Here is a 19,103-nt window from a genome sequence, read left to right as displayed (position 1 = left end):
CGCTCTGTCTGCACAGTGGTAAAATAGCCGGTTAATCAAATCCGCTATTAAAGGCTTTACTCGTGCTCTCGACCGCTAACATTACAATGCAATTCGGCGCCAAGCCGCTGTTTGAAAACATCTCCGTCAAGTTCGGCGATGGCAACCGCTATGGTCTGATCGGCGCCAACGGCTGCGGCAAATCGACCTTCATGAAAATTCTCGGCGGCGACCTTGATCCGTCGGGCGGCACCGTCATGCTTGACACGAACGAGCGCCTGGGCAAACTGCGCCAGGACCAGTTCGCGTTTGAAGACATGCGCGTGCTCGACGTGGTCATGATGGGCCACACCGAACTGTGGAACGCCATTTCGGAGCGCGACGCGATCTACGCTAACCCCGAGGCGACCGACGACGACTACATGCACGCGGCCGAACTGGAAAGCAAAGTGGCCGAATACGACGGTTACTCGGCCGAAGCGCGCGCCGGCGAACTGCTGCTGGGCGCGGGCGTCTCGATCGACCAGCACGCGGGCCCGATGAGCGCAGTTGCTCCTGGCTGGAAGCTGCGCGTGCTGCTGGCGCAGGCGCTGTTTTCGAACCCGGACATCCTGCTGCTCGACGAGCCGACCAACAACCTGGACATCAACACGATTCGCTGGCTCGAGGATGTGCTCAACGACCGCAACTCGACGATGATCATCATTTCCCACGATCGCCACTTCCTCAACCAGGTCTGCACCCACGTGGCCGACATGGATTACGGCACGCTCAAGGTCTACCCGGGCAACTACGACGAGTACATGTTCGCCTCCACCCAGGCGCGCAACCAGCAATTGTCCAACAACGCCAAGGCCAAGGAAAAGGTCGCCGAACTGCAGGACTTCGTGCGCCGCTTTGCCGCCAACAAGTCCAAGGCGCGCCAGGCCACGTCGCGCGCCAAGCAGATTGAAAAGATCAAGGTCGACGACATCAAGCCGTCCTCGCGCGCCTATCCGTTCGTGCGCTTTGAAGCGGAAAAAAAGCTGCACCGCCTGGCGGTGGAAGTTGAAGGCATCTCCAAAAAGTATGACAAGCAGCTGTTCAAGAATTTTTCCATCATGGTGGAAGCGGGCGAGCGCATTGCGATCATCGGCGCCAACGGCGCGGGCAAGACCACGCTGCTGCGCGCCATCGGCGCCGAGCTGACCGGCATGGCGCTCGACACCGGCCGCGTCAAGTGGGCCGAGAATGCGAACGTCGGCTACATGCCGCAAGACCCGACCGAAGAATTCGCCAGCGGCGCCGTGCTGACCGACTGGATCGGCCAGTGGACCAAGGAAGGTGACGACGACCAGGCCGTGCGCTCTATCCTGGGACGCTTGCTGTTTGGCGGCGACGACGTCAAGAAGTCGGTCAGCGTGCTGTCGGGTGGTGAAAAAGGCCGCATGATGTACGGTAAGCTGATGCTGGGCCGGCACAACGTCATGCTGCTTGACGAGCCGACCAACCACATGGACATGGAGTCGATCGAGTCGCTTAACATCGCGCTCGAAAAGTACACCGGCACGCTGATCTTTGTCTCGCATGACCGCGAATTTGTCTCCTCGCTGGCCAACCGCATCCTGGAAATCAAGGAAGACGGCATCACCGACTTCCGTGGCAATTACGAAGATTACCTGACCAGCCAGGGCATCGAATAATTGTCGGGTTCAGCGTGGTCTCTGCAAACTTTTCGGCCTTGTGAGATAGTATCGTCATGAATATTTTACCGATCAAAAGCGTCGAATACGACCATCCGGTGGACGGCACAAGCTGCACCGCGCAGGCCTGGGCGCGCGCTCCGGCCACGCCCTCGGCGCAAGAGAAGATCGCGCTCAAGGAGCGCATCAAGCGTTTGCTCAAGGAGCGCGAGGCGGTGCTCGTTGCCCACTATTACGTGGACGGCGACCTGCAGGATCTGGCCGAGGAAACCGGCGGCTGCGTGTCCGATTCGCTGGAAATGGCGCGCTTCGGGCGCGACCATCCGGCCAAAACGCTGGTGGTGGCGGGCGTGCGCTTCATGGGCGAAACGGCCAAGATCCTCAGCCCTGAAAAGACCATCCTCATGCCCGACCTGGACGCGACCTGTTCGCTCGACCTGGGCTGCCCGGCCGACGAATTCGCCGCCTTTTGCGACGCCCATCCCGACCGCACCGTAGTCGTCTACGCCAACACCAGCGCCGCCGTCAAGGCGCGCGCCGACTGGATGGTGACGTCGTCGATTGGCCTGGATATCGTCGCGCACCTGCACGCCGAAGGCAAAAAAATCCTGTGGGCGCCGGACCGCCACCTGGGTTCCTATATCCAGAAAATGACCGGCGCCGACATGCTGCTGTGGCAGGGTTCGTGCCTGGTGCATGACGAATTCAAGGCGGTCGAACTTGAACTGATGATGGCCGAAAATCCAGGCGCCAAAGTACTGGTGCACCCGGAGTCGCCGGCCAACGTGGTGGCCCTGGCCGACGCTGTCGGCTCGACCACGCAGCTGATCAACGCCGCGCAAACGATGGATGCCACCACCTTTATCGTCGCCACCGACAACGGCATTTTGCACAAGATGCGCGCTGCGGCGCCGGGCAAGGTGTTTATCGACGCGCCCACCGCCGGCAACAGTGCGACCTGCAAGAGCTGCGCGCACTGCCCGTGGATGGCGATGAACGGCTTGCAGAACCTGGTCGACGTGCTTGAAAACCTCGACAACGAAATCCATGTCGAGCCGCAGGTGGGACGCGAGGCCAAGCGCGCCATCGACCGCATGCTGGACTTTGCGGCCGCGAAAAAGGCCAAGGCCTTGCCGACCGGCGAGCTGGCCAAAGAAGGTTCACTGTTTTCTGGAGTTGGTCCTGCATGAGTAATTTGCGCAATCCCTATGCCGACTTTGACGCGGCCCTGCAAACCGCGTTTGACGCCAACCTGCTGGCCGCCTTGCTCGAAGACGTCGGCAACGGCGACCTGACCGGTAAATTGGTACCAAATGACGAGCGGGTACGCGCCCGCGTGATCGTGCGCGAAGACGCGGTACTGTGCGGCGCGCCATGGTTTGAAGGCGTGATGCTCGCACTGGACCGCGATACGGTCGTCGACTGGCAGTATGCCGAAGGCGACATGATGAAAACGGGCAGCGTGGTCTGCACCATCGAAGGCTTGCCGCGCGCCTTGTTGACGGGCGAGCGCAGTGCGCTCAATTTCATGCAGCTGATGTCTGGCGTGGCCACGGCTACGCGCAAGTTTGTCGATGTGGTGGCCGGCACCAAGGCCGCCATCCTGGACACGCGCAAGACGCTGCCGGGTTTACGCCAGGCGCAAAAATACGCGGTGCGCGTGGGCGGCGGACAGAACCAGCGCATGGCGCTGTTCGACGGCATCCTGATCAAGGAAAACCATATTGCGGCTGCCGATGGCGTGAGCAATGCGCTCACGGCGGCGTTTGCGCTCAATGCCGGCGTGCCGGTGCAGATCGAGGTTGAGACGCTGGCGCAGTTGACCGAAGCGCTTGGAGCTGGCGCCAAGTCGGTGCTGCTGGATAATTTTGAGCTGGTGGCCATGCGCGAGGCCGTTGCGATCAATGCGGGACGGGCACTGCTGGAAGCATCAGGTGGTGTCAACCTGGATAGCGTGCGCGCGATTGCCGAGACGGGCGTGGATCGCATTTCGATCGGCAGCCTGACCAAGGATGTGAAGGCGACGGATTTTTCGCTGCGGATTATTGACTGATTGGTTGGCGAGGCGCGGCCAGGTAAAGATTGTAGAAATTACAGCGGGAGGTAGGTCGGATAAGGGGGCCGCCCAGGCCTAGCGCTTATCCGACCTACGCTTCTCGCTGCGGCACGTTCACAACCGCTGCAGCGCGGTCGTATTTGTGAGCATAACTCCAACCTCCTGCGCGAGCACGCTGTGGTTCACGGCTTGGAGCTATTTTTGCTATTCGACTCCCCAGGGCTCTGATCCACATAAATCAGCTTCGACGTATCAAACCCAAGCCCCTTCGCTTTGTCGACCAGGCGCTTTTTCGTCGCGTCGTCCATGGTCGGCGTGCGCGATAAAATCCACAGGTATGACGTATCCGGGCCGCTGATCATCGAATAGCCGTAATTCTGCTGGTCCAGGTCGAACACGATGTACGAGCCATAAAACGGCCCAAAAAACGACACCTTCAGGTAGCCAACGTCCGGCTTCCCGACAAAATACGCCTTTCCCTCGGCTTGCTTCCATTCCGACTTGCCGGCGTTGTAACCCCGGTTGATAACTTTCAGGCCGCCGTCCTCGCGCATGTTGTACTGCGCCGTCACCTGGCTCAAGCCGCGCTCGAAGGAATGGTCCAGGCGCGCGATCTCATACCACTTGCCAAGGTACCTGGCCCCGTCAAAATGGTCCACCGGCGTCACGTTCTTAGGCTTGCCCGTACAGCCGGCCAACAGCAAAGCCAGCACCGCCGGCACGATCCATTTCGCCTTCATCGTTATCCTCACGCCCTGTTTTTATGTAGCATGATTGTAGCGCAAGGATGCCGAACTGCTACACACGCCTCAATTCGTGCTCCTTTAATGGTGAGCTCGGCAAGGCCTGCATGGCATCAATGCCGCAAACGATATCGTGTGCATCGGCGTAATGCACCATGTGACCCTGGCCTGGCGCCAGGCGCAGGCTGCTTTGCGGCAGTGCGTCGTGCAGGCGTCCGGCGTTATGGCCGGCGCTGGCGATTTTGTCTTCATTGCCGGCCACGATCATCACCGGCATCTTGAGCTCTGCATAGCGCCGGCTGAGCACCAGCGCCGAAGGCACCATCAGCGCGCTTTCCGCGGCGCTGGCGCGCAGTTGCGACGGGCGCAGCATCATCCAGACGGGCAATTCGCGAAAGCTGTCAGGCACGGCAACGGGACTGAAGATACGTTTGACCAGCGCCGGCCAGATCATGCGGCCGATCAGGGGCGCCACTGTAAAGCGCAGCAAGTCGCCGACGATGGGGATGGCCGGAGGCGCACTGATGGGCGCATCAAGGCGCAGGCTGGGGTAGTAGTAGCCCGAGAGCAGCACCAGGCTGCGCACGTCGTCGGGAAAGTCGAGCGCCATCGACAGCGCCACCAGCGTGCCCCACGAATGGCCCAGCACGATGGGATGCTCCACGCCCATCTGCTGCAAGGCTTTGTGAATCAGCCTGGCCTGCGCTGCCGGCGTCCAGAGCGTGGTGCGCGGGCGCGCGCTGTAGCCGTAGCCGGGGCGATCGAATGCAATCACACGGTACTTGCCGGCCGCTTCATCGAGCAGGCCGCTGGTGTCGAAATCGTTGGCGAGGATCCCGTTGCCGTGCAGCATGAGCACGACCTGCCCGCTGCCTTTTTCAAGGTAATGCAGGCGCACGCCGTCAACGTCGATGAATTGGCCCTTGGGGGGATTGTCTGCTTCCGCCTCCTGCGCCTTGCTGCGCACATACAGGAACGACGCGGCCAGCCCGGCGGCGGCCAGCAGGGCCGGCGGCCCCCATTGCCCGAGCCGGATGGTCTTGGTGGGGTACTGCGTGATTTGATAGGCCATTGCGGTTCTCCCTCGCACTCGATAATAAGGTGTGACCGGCGCCAGGGACCTTAGTTCAGCAGTTGCACCAGCGCTGGCAGAACCTGCTCGGCAGAATCCGCGATTTTGAGCGCCAGCAACTCGTCGGCGCGCGTCTTGCCCAGGTTGACCGCGGCTATCGGCTTGCCTGTCTGCGCGGCCATGCGGCAAAAGCGAAAGCCGGAAAACACCGTCAGCGAGGAGCCCACCACCAGCAGCGCGTCGGCGTCGTCCATCTGGGCCAGCGCGCGCGCGCTGCGATCGGCCGGCACCCCGTCGCCAAAAAAGACGACATCGGGCTTGAGCATGCCGCCGCAGTCCACGCACCACGGGATGTTGAAGCCCTCCAGCGAGGCCGGTTCATGCTGGGCGTCGCCGTCGGGCGCGGCCGGGGCGGCAATGCCGGCCAAACCTGGATTGGCGTCCACCAGCTGGCCTTGCACGAAGGCGCGCGCGAACACGGCGCGGCAGTCCAGACAGACCACCTGGTGAATGCTGCCGTGCAGTTCAAGCACATGGAAACTGCCGGCTTGCTGGTGCAGCCCATCGACATTTTGCGTCATCAGCTCGCCAATATGGCCCGCCGCGCCAAGTTGCGCCAGCGCGCGGTGGCCGGCATTCGGCTCGGCGCGCGCCAGCGTGGGGTAACCGGCCATGCTGCGCGCCCAGTAACGGCGGCGCACCGCGTCGAGCTTGCGAAATTGATGGCCTTGCATTGGTGCCTGGCCGCGCCGCACGCCATCTTTGTCGCGGTAGTCGGGAATGCCGGATGCGGTGCTCATGCCCGCGCCGGTCAGCACCAGCACGCGCCGGTGGCGTTCGAGGAAGTCGGCAAGTTGCGAAAGCGACGCGATCATGCGCTGATTTTATGCGATCTGCGGGTGGAAAGCACGATGCCCCCGACAATGAGGACAAAGGCGACGACATGGTAAAGACGCGGCAGCTCGCCTAAAAACAGCGCCGACAGGAGCGCCGTAAACAACGGCGTGAGGTTGACGAACAAGGCGCCGGTGGCCGGGCCGGCGCGCTGCACTCCCGCGCCCCAGCAGCGAAACGCGATCACGGCCGGGCCGCTGGCCACAAACAGCAGCGCGGCCACGACCGGCCAGCTCCAGGCAATGGGAGCCGCGCCCAGCGCATGCTCGCCGGCGGCAAAGGCGCCCGACCAGAGCACGCCGTAGACGACTTGGGCCAGCAGGAAAGCGGCCCAGTCGGCGCGTTCGGCGGGCGGGTCTTTCGGCTGGGTCAGCAGCCAGCTGTAGAACGACCAGGCGATGGTGGCCAGGATCATGTAGGCGTCGCCCGGCACCAGGCGCATGGCCAGCAGCACGTCCAGTTGGCCGCGGCACAGCACCAGCAGCACGCCGGCCAGCGACAGTGCGGCGCTGGCCAGCTGCTTGCGCGTGGCGGGCACGCCAAAGCACAGGGCGCCGACCAGCATCATCCAGACTGGCATGCCGGCGGCGACCAAAGTGACGTTGATGGGAGTGGAGCTTTGCAGCGCCAGGTACTGCAGGGAGTTGTACAGGCCGACCCCGAGCAGGCCCAGTAGCGCGTAGCGGCGCCAGTTGGACAACAGGCCCGAATCCTGGCGCAGCAGGCGCCGGCCCAGCGGCAGCAGGATTAGCAGCGCAATACTCCAGCGCAGCAGGTTGAGCGTCATCGGCGGCACGGCCGTGCGCACCAGGCGCCCGACAATGGCGTTGCCGGCCCACAGCAGCGGCGGGATGGTGAGCAAGGTGATGGTGGAAGGGGAGAGGCGCTCTGTCATGCGGGGCAGTGGTTGGATGCAGCGTCCGCGCGCGGGCGCGCGGACTGTGGGTTCTACCTGCGCGGCGGCGTCAATACGCTGGGCAGCGCCTTGGGCAGCGTGTTTGGATAGTCGCGGCTGAAATGCAGGCCGCGGCTTTCGCGCCGGCTCAAGGCGCTGTTGACGATCAGCGAGGCCACGTCAACCAGGTTGCGCAACTCCAGCAGGTCATGCGTGATGCGGAAATTACGGTAGTACTCGTCGATCTCTTCCTTGAGCAGCGCGATGCGGTGCTGGGCGCGCTCGAGGCGCTTGTTGGTGCGCACGATACCCACGTAATTCCACATGAAGCGGCGCAGTTCGTCCCAGTTGTGCGCGATGACCACTTCCTCGTCGGCGTTGGTGACCCGGCTTTCATCCCAGGCCGGCAGCGCAGGGATGTCCTTGCGCGGCATGGCCGCGATTTCGAGCGCGCAGGCGCGCCCCACGACCAGACATTCGAGCAGCGAATTGCTGGCCAGGCGGTTGGCGCCGTGCAGGCCGGTGCAGGCCACTTCGCCCACCGCATACAGGCCCGGCACGTCGGTGCTGCCGGCCAGGTCGGTGACCACGCCGCCGCAGGTAAAGTGCACCGCCGGCACCACGGGAATCGGCTCGGTGGTGATGTCGATGCCCAGTTCCAGGCAGCGCGCATAAATGGTCGGGAAGTGCTCCATTAAAAATTCAGGGCTCTGGTGGCTGATGTCGAGGTTGACGTAATCGAGCCCGCGTTTTTTCATCTCGAAGTCGATCGCGCGCGCCACCACGTCGCGCGGGGCCAGTTCGCCGCGCTCGTCGTACATCGGCATGAAGCGGGTGCCGGCCGCCGCTCCCGCCTCGGGCGGCAGCTTGAGCAGGCCACCTTCCCCGCGGATCGCTTCGGTGATCAGGAACGACTTGGCGTACGGGTGGTACAGGCAGGTGGGGTGGAACTGGATGAATTCCATGTTCGACACCCGGCAACCGGCGCGCCATGCCATGGCGATGCCGTCGCCGGTGGCGGTGTCGGGGTTGGTGGTATACAAATAGACCTTGCCGGCGCCGCCCGTGGCCAGCACGGTGTGCTCGGCTTCAAAGGTGAGTACCTGGCCGGTTTTTTCATCCTGCACGTACAGGCCGTAGCAATGCGGCTGGCTCGGATTGCTGGACGCGGGATGGGTCACTTTGCCCGACAGTTTGTCGCTGGTGATGACGTCGATCGCGCAGTGCTGTTCAAAGATGGTGATGTTCGGGTGGGCGCGCACCTTTTGCTCGAGCGTGACCTGGACTGCGTGGCCGGTGGCGTCGGCCGCGTGGATGATGCGCCGCTCGCTATGGCCCCCTTCGCGCGTCAGGTGAAACCCGAGTTCCGCGGTGGCGTCGCGGGTGAACGGCACGCCTTGTTCGATCAGCCATTCGATCGCTTCGCGCCCGTGTTCGATGATGAAGCGGGTGGCCGCTTCGTCGCACAGGCCGCCGCCCGCAACCAGCGTGTCGTCGATGTGCTTTTGGTGCGTGTCGCCCGAATCGAGCACCGCGGCGATGCCGCCCTGGGCCCAGTTGCTGGCGCCGTCGAGCAGGGCGCGCTTGGAGATGATGGCAACGGTGCGCGTCTGCGCCAGATGGAGGGCGACCGAGAGGCCGGCAAGGCCACTGCCGACGATAGCGACGTCAAATTTCATGATGGGCAAGTAATTTATAGCGGAAGCTCCACTATAGACCATTTGCCAATCGCACGTCTGGCCTTGAGGAAACACCAAATTAATCTTGTCCGCAGTCAATGCCCGTTGTGTCCTTCTGCGCCACACTGCAAGAGCCATGTTCGAACCCCTTGCCATTGGAGCGCCGTGATACGGATCTTTAATCATTACGTGTCCAAAATGGCATTCATCCTGCTGCTGCTCGAGCTGGTGATGCTGCTGGGGACCGTCAGCGTCGCGTCGGCGATCTGGGTTTCCGACGGCCAGGGTCACTTTCGCACCGATAATTTGTACCTCTCCTCGCTCACTTTCGCGCTCGTCATCATTTTTAGCATGAGCGCGCTCGGCATGTACCAGCACAGCGCGCGCGAAGGCATGCGCACCACGCTGTTTCGGATCATGCCTTCATTTGCACTCGGCTTTGCGCTGCTCAGCGCCCTGATCGCGGTACGCCCCGACATGTACATCGGGCGCGGCATGAGCAGCGCGATTTTTGCATTGGGCGCCACCGGCGTCGTTCTCACGCGCCTGGTGGTGTTCAAGTCGGCCGAGTCGGCGCTGCTCGAGGCGCGCCTGATCTTCATCGGCAGCGGCGAGATGGCGCGCGAATGCCTGGACCTGGCCTGCAGCAAATTCGGTTTTCATCAGTTCAAGGTGGTCGGCTGCGTGGTCGTCGATGGCGAGCCAAGCTGCGTGCCCGACTCTTATCTGCTGCCGATGGGCGAGTCGCTGTTGATGATGGCGCAAAAATACGAGGCCAGCGAAATCGTCGTCACGCTGGGCGAGCGGCGCAGCCGTGCCTTTCCGAACGAAGAGCTGCTCGCGTGCGCGCTGCGCGGCGTGCGCGTGATCGACGCGGCCACGTTTTTCGAGCGCGAGGCATGCCAGATCCGGCTCGATTCGCTGCAGCCGAGCTATCTGATTTTTGGCGGCGGCTTCGACCAGAGTTTTTATCGGGCCAGCGTCAAGCGCATCTTCGACCTGGTGGCCAGCGTGGCCGTCAGCGTGGCCAGCCTGCCGGTGCTGCTGCTGGCCGCCGCCGCCATCGCGCTCGACGACGGCGGCCCGATCTTTTACCAGCAGGAGCGGGTGGGGCGGCACGGGCGCATCTTCAAGGTGCTCAAGTTTCGCAGCATGCGCAAGAACGCCGAAGAGGGCGTGCCCACCTGGGCCGCCGAGAACGATCCGCGCGTCACGCGCGTCGGGCGCATCCTGCGCCTGCTGCGCATCGATGAACTGCCGCAGATGATCAATGTGTTCAAGGGCGAAATGAGCTTTGTCGGGCCGCGCCCCGAGCGCGCCTATTTTGTCGATCAGCTGATCGCGGAAGTCCCGTATTACAACGTCAGGCATGGCATCAAGCCCGGCGTGACGGGTCTGGCGCAGGTGCGCTACCAGTACGGCGCTTCGCTCGAAGACGCGGTCCAGAAGCTGCAGTACGACCTGTACTACGTCAAGAACAACAGCCTGTTCCTCGATCTTTTGATCCTGATCGATACGGTGCAGGTGGTCTTGACGGGCAAGGGCAGCCGCTAACTGATTATTTAAGGAGTCTGGCATGGGCAAGAAAAAACTGTTGATCGTGGAAGACGACAAGGGCCTGCAAAAGCAGCTGCGCTGGAGCTTCGACGCCTACGAAGTGATCATCGCCGACGACCGCGAGAGCGCCCTGGCGCAGCTGCGGCGCCATGCGCCGGCGGTGGTGACGATGGACCTGGGCTTGCCGCCCGATCCGGACGGCGCCTCCGAAGGCCTGGCCACGCTGGCCCAGGTGCTGGCGGCGGCGCCGGGCACCAAGGTGATCGTCTTGTCGGGCAACCAGGAGCGCGCCAACGCGCTCAAGGCGGTGGCGATGGGCGCCTACGACTTCCACCAGAAGCCGTGCGAGCCGGAACTGCTCAAACTGGTGGTGGAGCGCGCCTTTGTGCTGCATGCCATGCAGGAGGAAAATGCGCGCATGCTGCAGATCCAGGCTGATTCGCCGCTGGCCGGCATTGTCAGCCGCGACCCGGCCATCCTCAAGCTGTGCCGCAACGTGGAAAAGCTGGCGCCGTCGTCGGCGACCGTCATGCTGCTGGGCGACTCGGGCAGCGGCAAGGAACTGTTCGCGCGCGCGCTGCACCAATTGAGCGCGCGCAGCGAACACCGTTTCGTGGCGATCAACTGCGCGGCCATTCCCGCCGATCTGCTGGAAAGTGAACTGTTCGGACATGAGAAGGGCGCCTTTACCGGCGCCGGCCAGCAAACGCTGGGCAAGATCGAAATGGCGCAGGGCGGCACGTTTTTCCTCGACGAGATCGGCGACATGGCGATGGCGCTGCAGGCCAAGCTGCTGCGCTTTGTGCAGGAGCGCGTGATCGAGCGCATCGGCGGGCGGGTGGAAATTGCCATCGACGCGCGCATCGTGTGCGCCACCCACCAGGACTTGAAAGCGCTGGTGCGCGAGGGGCGCTTTCGCGAAGACCTGTACTACCGGCTCAGTGAAATCGTGCTGCCGATTCCGCCGCTGCGCGAGCGCGTGGGCGACGCCATTTTGCTCGCGCATCACTTTAAAAACCGGTCCTGCGTGGCCGAAGGGCGCGCTACGCTCAGCTTTGCCGACGACGCGCTGATCGCCATCGAGCAGCATGGCTGGCCGGGCAATGTGCGGGAACTGGAAAACTGCATCAAGCGCGCGGTGATCATGTGCGACGGGCCGCAGATCAGCGCGGCCGACCTGGGCCTGGCCAGCGCGCAGCAGTTCGACGCCCCGGTCAACCTGCGCCAGGCGCGCGATGCGGCCGAGTACAAGGTGATGGTCCTGGCGCTGGCGCGCGCCGACGGTTCGATCGTGAAGGCCGCCGAGCTGCTCGGCGTGAGCCGCCCGACGCTGTACGACCTGATGCACCATCACGGGATCAGGATCGCACCTTGAGCGTGCAGCGGACAGCTTACCAGGACACGATCCAGTTGGCCGACAGTTCGGCCACTTCGTCGCGCCATTCGCGGCTGGCGAAGGTGTGGTTGGCGCCGGCGATCGTGACGCGGCGGCAGGCGGTGTCGTTGCGCTCCATCAGGTCGACAAATTCGCGCCCAATGGTGTCGGCGCCGCCGACGACCACCAGCGCGGCGCCGTCGAAGCAGGCCAGGCTGGCGATGATGCGCTGCGGGAGCGGCATGTCGGTGTCGACCGCGACCGCATGGCGGCTGCCGACTTTTTTCCAGAAGCCGATTTCGCCAAAGCGCGAGAGCAACTGCGGCAGCAGCGGCCCCTGGGGCGCCCCGCCCGCGCCGCCCGCCCACGGGTTGAGCAGCACCAGGCCGCGCACCCGCGCATCGGTGTGCGCGTACAGCGCGGCGGCGGTGGCGCCGTCGCCCAGACCCCACAAAACTACTTCGTGCAGTTCGGGCATCTGCATGAAAAATTCCTTGATCGCGGCGCGGATATCGTCGTCGATGGCGCCAAAGGCGCGCGCTTCGCCTTCGCTGTCGCCCATGCCGCGGTAGTCGAAGCGCATCACGGGAATGCCGCGCGGGGCAAGCAGGCGCGCCATGAGCGCGTAGTGGCGGTGGCTGCCAACCCGGTATTGCGGGCCGCCCGAGACGACCAGCACGCCGCGCCCGATTGGGCGTTCGGGCACGTCGATGATGCCGACCAGGGAGCTGGCCTGGCAGGTGAACTGGAGCGCGCGCTGTTCAGTATTCATGGCGTGGGCAGGGCAAAGGCAGCGCTGGTGGCGTCGAGCAGCGCGTCGCACTCGGCGAACTGGCCGCTCCAGAAAGGCAAGCCTTCAAGAGCCTGGAAGTGCAGCGTGATGCCGCGCTCGGCCCAGCGCTCCTGCAGGCGCGCCGCGCGCGCGGCCAGCCTGACCGGCGCCGGAATGCCGCTTGCGAACCAGTGCACGGTGCACGCGGGCAGCGCGAGCGCGGCGGCGTCGCAGGCGTCGATCGCCTGGGCCAGCGGCGCGGCCAGCTCGTAGCCGTCCACTTCGAACAGGCCGCGCGCCACCAGTTCGCTGCGCAGCGCCGCGCTGGTGGGTGCGCGCGGCGCGTCGGCCGGCACGGCGCGCTGGCGCAGGAACTGGTTGACGCAGGTGCGCCCGTTGAGGAAGGGCTGCCACAGGATCACGCCGTCCACGGGCGAGGTGACGGCGTAGTCGAGCGCCAGCAGGCCGCCCAGGCGCAAGCCCCAGACGTGCATCGGCCCGCTGCTGCGTTCGGCCAGCCAGGCGCGCGCGGTGTCAAGGTCGCGCTTCCACAGCTCCCAGCGCGCGGCGTTGAAGTCGCCGCAGCTGTCGCCGCAGCCGAACAGGTCGATCTGCAGCACGGCAAAGCCCATGGCGGCAAAGCGGCGCGACATCAGGGCGGCCATGCGCCGCGAGCGGTTGAGCTCTTCGGCGAACGGGTGCACGTAGAGGATGGCGCCGCGCGCCGGCACTTGCGGGGCGGGCGCGTGATACAGGCTGAAGCGGGTGCCTGGATCGGCGTCGAAGAAAAACGGTTCCACGCGGGGCGCGGAGGGCATCGGGGCGTTCATGCTGTACCTTCTCCTGCACGGGCCCGGCCAAGACCGGTACCCGAAAAATGGCGGTGCGGCTGGCGCGGCAACACGCCGCCACCCGCGTTCAAGGAACGATATCCTTAATACATAACAATTAGATACCTGTGATAACAGCGTGACATTGACAGCGCGCAAGGGCTTCTGCGGCGCTCTTCATTGAGCTATATCAAGGGTTAATGTGCGCTTTGTCCCAATCATGATCTTTTTCCCGCAGTCATAGGAGGAGGAATATGGCGACGCTACTGCACGACCTGATCATGGATGTCGCATGGAAGCAGCCGCAGCAGCTTGCCGTGCGCTGCGAGCAAAGCCGTCTTACCTATGGCCAGCTGGCACAGGGCGTCGAGCGCGCGGCGCGAGCTTTCCTGTCGCTCGGTTTGAAGCGGGACGAGCGGGTCGCGGTCCTGCTCGACAAGCGGGCCGAAGCGCTGCTGGCCATGTTCGGCGCGCTCGGCGCCGGCGCCGCCTTCGTGCCGGTCGATCCCATGCTCAAAAGCGAACAGGCGGGCCTGGTGCTGCGCGACAGCGGAGCGCGCATGCTGGTGACAACGCCGACCCGGCGCCTGGCATTGAGCCACGCACTGGCGCGCTGCCCGGATTTGCGCTGCGTGCTGCAAACCGGGGCTGCGGGGGCGGCCGTGCCGGGCCTGGCCGTGTTCGGGTGGGACGATTGCCTGCGCCACGCCGCACCGCTGGCAGCTGCGCGCGGTGCGGACACCGGCATGGCGGCGCTGGTATACAGTTGCGGCTCCAGTGGCAAGCCGCGCGCGACAATGCTGTCCCACCGCAGCGTGCTCGAGGGCGCTGCCAGGCTGGGCGAGATGCTGGGCCGGCAGGCGCAGCAAGCCGACCTGTGCCTGCTGCCGCTGTCTTGCGCGAGCGCCCTTGGCTTTCTGGCTTGCAGCTTCGGTTGCGCCGGGACCGCGCTGCTCGTCAACGACATTCCCGCGCGCGAGGTGCCACAGTTGGCCGGACGCGAAGGCGTGACGATGGTGGCGGCCGCGCCGTGGCTGTGGATGCAGGCGGCCGCGCTCGACTGGCACGGCGCGCAGGCGCTGCGCAACATCATCAGCGTGGGCGGCGTGCTGCCGCGCCCGACCCTGGACGCGCTGCGCCGCCACTTGCCGCAGACCGAGACATGGCTGTTGCCGGGGCGGTTGGCGGGCACGGCGGGGGAAGGCGAGCATGCAGCGCTGACGCAGCATCCCGGCGCGCGCAGCGAGCAATACAAATGAGTGAATTGAGCCCGGCATGGGGAGCGGCTTGCCCGCTTCAAGCGGCGCTGAGCAGGTTGCTGCCCATGCGCAGTAAAAAGCCGCCGCTGCTGCGGTCCCAAGGCGTAAAGCGCGGCAATTCATACGGGTCGCAATCGGCGCGCGCGGCGCCGCTGGCGGTGGTCACGGCGGCGTCGAAGCCGGCCGAGCGCAGCATGTTGGCGTGGCGTTTTTCAAAGTCTTCGCCCGGTTTGCCGTTCGGATAGGCAAACAGGCGCACCGGTGCCTGCACGATTTCTTCCAGCCGGGCGCGGCCATTGCCAATTTCGGCGCGCGCTTCCGCGTTCGACAGCGTGGCCAGCGAATGCTGGTTGACGGTCTGACCGCCGATATCCATGCCGGCCCGGTGCAGGGCGATCAACTGGTCGGAACTGAGCATGGTGGGCGTGGTGCGGCGCGCCATCGCATGCACCCGCTCGAGCCGTTCGACGGGCGGCAGCGTGCCGAGCGCGGCGAGCAGCATGTCGATCACGGCGCGCCGGCGCACGGGGCACGCCACATCGTAGGCGCCAAAGCCGCAGCGCGCCAGGTTCAGGCGCGGGCCGGGCGCATTGCGCACCAGTTCGATGACGGCGTCGGTCCAGCTGTAGCCGCCGTCGAGGTAGCCGGTGGCGACGAAAAACGTGGCCGGCAGGCCGAAGCGCTGCAGCAGTGGCAGTGCGACGTCGGCGTGGTCGGCGTAGCCACCATCGAAGGTGATGCAGGCCGCGCGCGAAGGCAGGGAACGTTCCTTCAGGCGGCGCACGGCTTGCTCGAGCGGCAACACCTGGAACCAGCGCCGCAGCAAGCGCAAATGCTGGGCGAAGCGGTCCGCCTCGATAATGTCGGGAAATAGTGGGTCCGGGCGCGCGATTACGCGCCGGTACATCAGGATCGAGAGCGGTACTTGCATGGCGTGGCCTGTCGTGACGTGGTGCCGGCGGTTCTGGCGGGAAAGTCTTGATTCCTGTCAAGAATGAAGAACGGGGCGTCGGTACACTCAATTCTTATGTTGAGGCAATATTAGACCGGCGCGGCGGCACGGCTGTTGAGCGTTCTCATGTTGGCCCGACATGCATCCGGGGCGCCCCCGACCGTGGCGCGAACGACAGTGCAGCTGCGGAGGCTTTCATGCGTATCGGTATTCTTTCCTATCCCATGCTGTTCCAGCGCGACGCCGCGCTGCAGGTCCAGGTACGCGAAACGACGCGCGCGCTCAATGCACTCCAGCAAGTCGACGGCAACGCGCTGACGGTGGAGCTGGTGGGCGCCGACCCCACCCACCTTGACAGCTACGATCTGATCCACGTCTTTTCCGCCAGCGGCGGCAACCATCGCATCGTCGAAGCGGCGGCCGAACTGGGCGTGCCGGTGGTGCTCTCGCCCCTCATTTCGGCCGGCTGGGACCGCAGCTGCGGCGAGCATGCGCGCCTGGCCGATCACAAGATGGGCAAGCAGACCGCCTGGTCGGTGCAAAGTACTTACGCGCAGACCCGGCGTTCGCTGCAATTGGCCAGCGCCGTCGTGGCGCTGGGCGAAAATGAAAAGAAAGCGATCGAAGAAGGCTTTTTGATCGACAGCGCCAAGATTCGCGTGTTTCCGAACGGTGTGAGCGCGCATTTGTTCGACGCCGACGGCGATCTGTTTCGTCTGCGCACCGGCATTGCCGGCCCGTTCGTGCTGATGGCCGGCGCCATCTCGCCCTACCAGAACCAGCTTGGCATGGCTCAGGTGCTCGCCGAGCTGGCCTTGCCGTTCGTATTGCTGGGCGAAGCGCGCGAGCGCGACCAGGACTATTTGCGCCAGCTGCGCGCGGTGCGCGGCGTGACCTGCCTGGGCGGCTTGAAACACGACCCCAACATGCTGGCCAGCGCCTACGCGGCCGCGTCGGTGCTGGTGTTGCCATGCCAGGGCGACGGCTGCGCGCGCACGGTGTTCGATACGCTGGCCGCCGGTACTCCCGTGGTGATGAGCTCGTCGAGCGTGCTAGACTTGCCCGAAGGCGGCTTTGCGCTGCGTCAAGTGGCATGGAGCGATGCTGCCGCGCAAAAGCAGGCCCTGCTGGAATTGATCGCCGCGCCGCCGGCACGCTCCAGCGTGCGCGACTTGGTGCGCCCTTACACCTGGGAGCGCGCCGCCGGGCAACTGGCCGCCTGTTATGCCGGTCTTGTCGACAGCAAGGCGGTGGCGCTGTGAGTCAGGTCCGTGCAAGCGGCCGGCCCGGCGGCGCCGTCACGCCGGTGGTGTGTTTTGCCCCCCCTGGCACGGTGAGGCTTGGCCCGTCAAAGCGTCGTACACGGCCGTGTAACCGCGCGCCATTTCAGGCAGGCTGTAGCGCGCGATGACCTGGCTGCGCGCCCGCATGCCGTGGCGCGCGCCCATTTCCGGAATGCGGCAATAATCGGCGATCGCGGCGGCCATCAGGTCGGGCGTGCGCGGCGGCACCAAGATACCGGTAAATCCCGAATGCACCAGCACCGGATTGCCGCCCACGGCAGTGGCTACCACCGGCAACCCTGTCGCCATCGCTTCGAGGATGGTGTTGGAGCTGCCTTCGGCCAGCGACGGCAGGACGAACAGGTCCATGGCGCGCAGCATCTGCGCGATGTCGGTGCGCTCGCCCGGCAACCAGGCGCGGTGGGCGGCGCCGGCGCGCACCAGCATGTCGAGGCAGGCGGCGCGTTGCGGGCCGTCGCCGATGATTAACAGACGCATGCGCTGGTGCGCCGGATGGGGCGACGCGATCAGGCGCAGGAAGGCTTCAACCAGCGTCGGATAATCTTTCACCTCATCCATGCGACCGACACTGCCAATCACAAAGGCATTGTCCTGCATGAAGCCGGCCGGGCCGACCGACGCCGGGGGACCCAGGCGCGGGTGGAATTGGACGCTGTCAACGCCATTTGAAATTTGCGAGACCCGCTCGGGCTCGGCGCCCACACTGTCGATCAGCCATTCCTCCAGGTCGCTGCTGACGGCAATGAAGTGGCCGATGAGCGGGCGCAACAGCAAACGCAGCAAGCGGTACTTGAGGCGCTTGCCGTACAGGTCGCTCATGTCGCGCCCGTGTTCGCCGTGCACGCGCAGCTTGACGCCGGCCAGCGCGGCCACCAGCTGGCCTTCGATACCGCACAGGTTCCGCGTGTGGATCAGGTCAGGCTGCAAGGCGCGCAGGGTGCGGAACATGCGCAGGTAGTGGCCAAAATCTTTGCCTTCGCGCTTGTTCAAGCTGATGATTTCCACCCCGCGCGACTTGATGTGGGCGTGGTACGCGGAATAATCTTTCAGGCAGACAATCGCGTGCCGGTAGCGCTCGGCGGGCATGTGGCGGATCAGGTTGATGAGCCCGTTTTCGAGGCCGCCGACGTCAAGCTGCTGGACCAGATGCACGATCAGGCGCGGCTGTTCTGAGACTGTCATGGTGTCACTCCGAGTGAAAGACGGCGCTGCGGGAGGGCCGCGCCCGATGAATCCTGTGCCGATGCGTGCCTGCCGTTCAGTCGTAGTAGCCGTGGTAGTCGCCGGCAAAGGCGCGCGCCTTGTTGCAGATCAAGTCCACGCGCGGGCAGTTGTCCAGACGCCGCAATGCTTCGCGCACTTCGCGCTGGGTCGTCGTTTCCGCCTCGATGACCATGACGACCTGGCCCATTTGCGCTGCCAGCACGCTCGCTTCCGAGGTCAGCAGCAGGGGCGGCGAATCGAAGATGACGATGCGCTCGGGGTAGCGCGTGGCGATCTCGTCGAGCAGGGCGCTCATTGTCTGGCTGGCCAGCAGTTCGGTGGCATGCTTGTTGTTGCGCCCCGCTGGCAGCAGGCTGAGCGTGGGAATATTGGTGCGCAAAATGACGTCGGCCAGGCCGGTGGTGTCGTCGAGCAGCACATCCATCAGCCCGGGCGCGGCCGGCACGCCCAGCACCCGCAGCACCGAGGGCCGGGCCACGTCGGCGTCGACCAGCAGCACCGTGTGGTCTTTTTCCATGGCAATGCTCATGGCCAGGTTGACGGCGCAATGGGTCTTGCCTTCGCCCGGCAAGGCGCTGGTGACAACGATCAGGTTGCCGTTTTTCAGGCCGCTGCTGATCGCCCCTTGCGCGTTGCGCAATAATGGGCGCTTGATGATACGAAAATCTTCGGCGGCGTTGGTGCGCCCGGCGTCGTGGGTGACCATGCCCATCTGGTGCAAGCGCGCCAGGTTGATGTCGACGTAACGCAAGTGGTCGGGTTCGCCCGGCGCCACCAGTTGCAACGAGGCGCTCGCTTGGGGCCCGGGAATGTCCATAATGTACCTCGGC

At 64.7% G+C, this 19,103-nt stretch carries 17 protein-coding genes; 7 read left to right on the top strand and 10 right to left on the bottom strand.

The genetic code is table 11. From position 1 onward, the window contains the following. Positions 1 to 62: 62 nt before the first annotated feature. Genes ACP7D4_RS03460 through nadC form a run of 3 tightly spaced genes read left to right on the top strand, consistent with a single transcriptional unit; the run spans position 63 to position 3,714 of the window. Entirely contained in the window at positions 63 to 1,661 is a 1,599-nt protein-coding gene (locus ACP7D4_RS03460; protein WP_426106162.1) for an ABC-F family ATPase, read from the top strand. A gap of 56 nt (positions 1,662 to 1,717) precedes the next feature. Beyond that, a complete protein-coding gene (gene nadA, locus ACP7D4_RS03455; protein ID WP_426207789.1) occupies positions 1,718 to 2,851 on the top strand; it encodes a quinolinate synthase NadA in 1,134 nt (377 codons plus the stop codon). Beyond that, positions 2,848 to 3,714, top strand: coding sequence for a carboxylating nicotinate-nucleotide diphosphorylase (gene nadC / locus ACP7D4_RS03450; RefSeq protein ID WP_426106160.1), 867 nt, complete (start codon positions 2,848 to 2,850; stop codon positions 3,712 to 3,714). The genes nadA and nadC overlap by 4 nt, the downstream gene beginning before the upstream one ends. Before the next feature lie 185 nt (positions 3,715 to 3,899). Here nadC and ACP7D4_RS03445 read toward each other — a convergent pair whose 3' ends face one another. From ACP7D4_RS03445 to nadB, 5 genes are read right to left on the bottom strand one after another with little or no spacing between them, the layout of a single operon-like run. After that, positions 3,900 to 4,457, bottom strand: coding sequence for a lipocalin family protein (locus ACP7D4_RS03445; protein ID WP_426207788.1), 558 nt, complete (start codon positions 4,455 to 4,457; stop codon positions 3,900 to 3,902). 58 nt (positions 4,458 to 4,515) lie between these two features. Beyond that, on the bottom strand, positions 4,516 to 5,532 hold the full coding sequence (locus ACP7D4_RS03440) for an alpha/beta fold hydrolase (protein WP_426207787.1): 1,017 nt from the start codon (positions 5,530 to 5,532) through the stop codon (positions 4,516 to 4,518). 50 nt (positions 5,533 to 5,582) lie between these two features. After that, positions 5,583 to 6,407, bottom strand: a complete 825-nt coding sequence (locus tag ACP7D4_RS03435; protein WP_426207786.1) for an NAD-dependent protein deacetylase — start codon at positions 6,405 to 6,407, stop codon at positions 5,583 to 5,585. Next, on the bottom strand, positions 6,404 to 7,321 hold the full coding sequence (locus ACP7D4_RS03430) for a DMT family transporter (protein WP_426106155.1): 918 nt from the start codon (positions 7,319 to 7,321) through the stop codon (positions 6,404 to 6,406). The genes ACP7D4_RS03435 and ACP7D4_RS03430 overlap by 4 nt, the downstream gene beginning before the upstream one ends. Positions 7,322 to 7,374: 53 nt before the next feature. Next, entirely contained in the window at positions 7,375 to 9,000 is a 1,626-nt protein-coding gene (nadB, locus tag ACP7D4_RS03425) for an L-aspartate oxidase (RefSeq protein WP_426106154.1), read from the bottom strand. A 198-nt stretch (positions 9,001 to 9,198) separates the two neighbouring features. On the opposite strand from nadB, the gene ACP7D4_RS03420 reads away from it, so the two are divergent. Together ACP7D4_RS03420 and prsR are read left to right on the top strand one after the other, a co-directional pair. Continuing rightward, a complete protein-coding gene (locus ACP7D4_RS03420; protein ID WP_426106153.1) occupies positions 9,199 to 10,554 on the top strand; it encodes a TIGR03013 family XrtA/PEP-CTERM system glycosyltransferase in 1,356 nt (451 codons plus the stop codon). Positions 10,555 to 10,576: 22 nt separating this feature from the next. Further along, positions 10,577 to 11,932, top strand: coding sequence for a PEP-CTERM-box response regulator transcription factor (gene prsR / locus ACP7D4_RS03415; protein WP_426106152.1), 1,356 nt, complete (start codon positions 10,577 to 10,579; stop codon positions 11,930 to 11,932). A gap of 16 nt (positions 11,933 to 11,948) precedes the next feature. Here prsR and ACP7D4_RS03410 read toward each other — a convergent pair whose 3' ends face one another. After that, the gene (locus ACP7D4_RS03410) at positions 11,949 to 12,704 is read right to left on the bottom strand and encodes a hydrolase 1, exosortase A system-associated (RefSeq protein ID WP_426106150.1); all 756 of its coding nucleotides are present in this window, start codon (positions 12,702 to 12,704) and stop codon (positions 11,949 to 11,951) included. Next, the gene (locus ACP7D4_RS03405; RefSeq protein ID WP_426106149.1) at positions 12,701 to 13,534 is read right to left on the bottom strand and encodes a hydrolase 2, exosortase A system-associated; all 834 of its coding nucleotides are present in this window, start codon (positions 13,532 to 13,534) and stop codon (positions 12,701 to 12,703) included. The genes ACP7D4_RS03410 and ACP7D4_RS03405 overlap by 4 nt, the downstream gene beginning before the upstream one ends. A 254-nt stretch (positions 13,535 to 13,788) precedes the next feature. Between ACP7D4_RS03405 and ACP7D4_RS03400 the strand changes: the two genes are divergently transcribed. Further along, complete coding sequence (locus ACP7D4_RS03400; protein ID WP_426106148.1) at positions 13,789 to 14,793, top strand: AMP-binding protein; 1,005 nt, start codon at positions 13,789 to 13,791, stop codon at positions 14,791 to 14,793. Between the two features lie 37 nt (positions 14,794 to 14,830). Here the strand turns inward: ACP7D4_RS03400 and ACP7D4_RS03395 are convergent, their stop codons facing one another. Next, on the bottom strand, positions 14,831 to 15,724 hold the full coding sequence (locus ACP7D4_RS03395) for a polysaccharide deacetylase family protein (RefSeq protein WP_426207785.1): 894 nt from the start codon (positions 15,722 to 15,724) through the stop codon (positions 14,831 to 14,833). A gap of 218 nt (positions 15,725 to 15,942) precedes the next feature. On the opposite strand from ACP7D4_RS03395, the gene ACP7D4_RS03390 reads away from it, so the two are divergent. Beyond that, complete coding sequence (locus tag ACP7D4_RS03390) at positions 15,943 to 17,007, top strand: glycosyltransferase family 4 protein (protein ID WP_426106146.1); 1,065 nt, start codon at positions 15,943 to 15,945, stop codon at positions 17,005 to 17,007. 36 nt (positions 17,008 to 17,043) lie between these two features. Here the strand turns inward: ACP7D4_RS03390 and ACP7D4_RS03385 are convergent, their stop codons facing one another. Both ACP7D4_RS03385 and ACP7D4_RS03380 read right to left on the bottom strand, forming a co-directional pair. Continuing rightward, entirely contained in the window at positions 17,044 to 18,231 is a 1,188-nt protein-coding gene (locus ACP7D4_RS03385; protein WP_426106145.1) for a TIGR03088 family PEP-CTERM/XrtA system glycosyltransferase, read from the bottom strand. 76 nt (positions 18,232 to 18,307) lie between these two features. Then, complete coding sequence (locus ACP7D4_RS03380; protein WP_426106143.1) at positions 18,308 to 19,090, bottom strand: XrtA-associated tyrosine autokinase; 783 nt, start codon at positions 19,088 to 19,090, stop codon at positions 18,308 to 18,310. Positions 19,091 to 19,103 lie beyond the last annotated feature (13 nt).

The sequence above is a fragment of the Massilia sp. TWP1-3-3 genome (assembly GCF_049897805.1).
Classification (GTDB): Bacteria; Pseudomonadota; Gammaproteobacteria; order Burkholderiales; family Burkholderiaceae_D; genus Telluria_A.
This window is presented reverse-complemented; position numbering and strand designations above follow the sequence as displayed.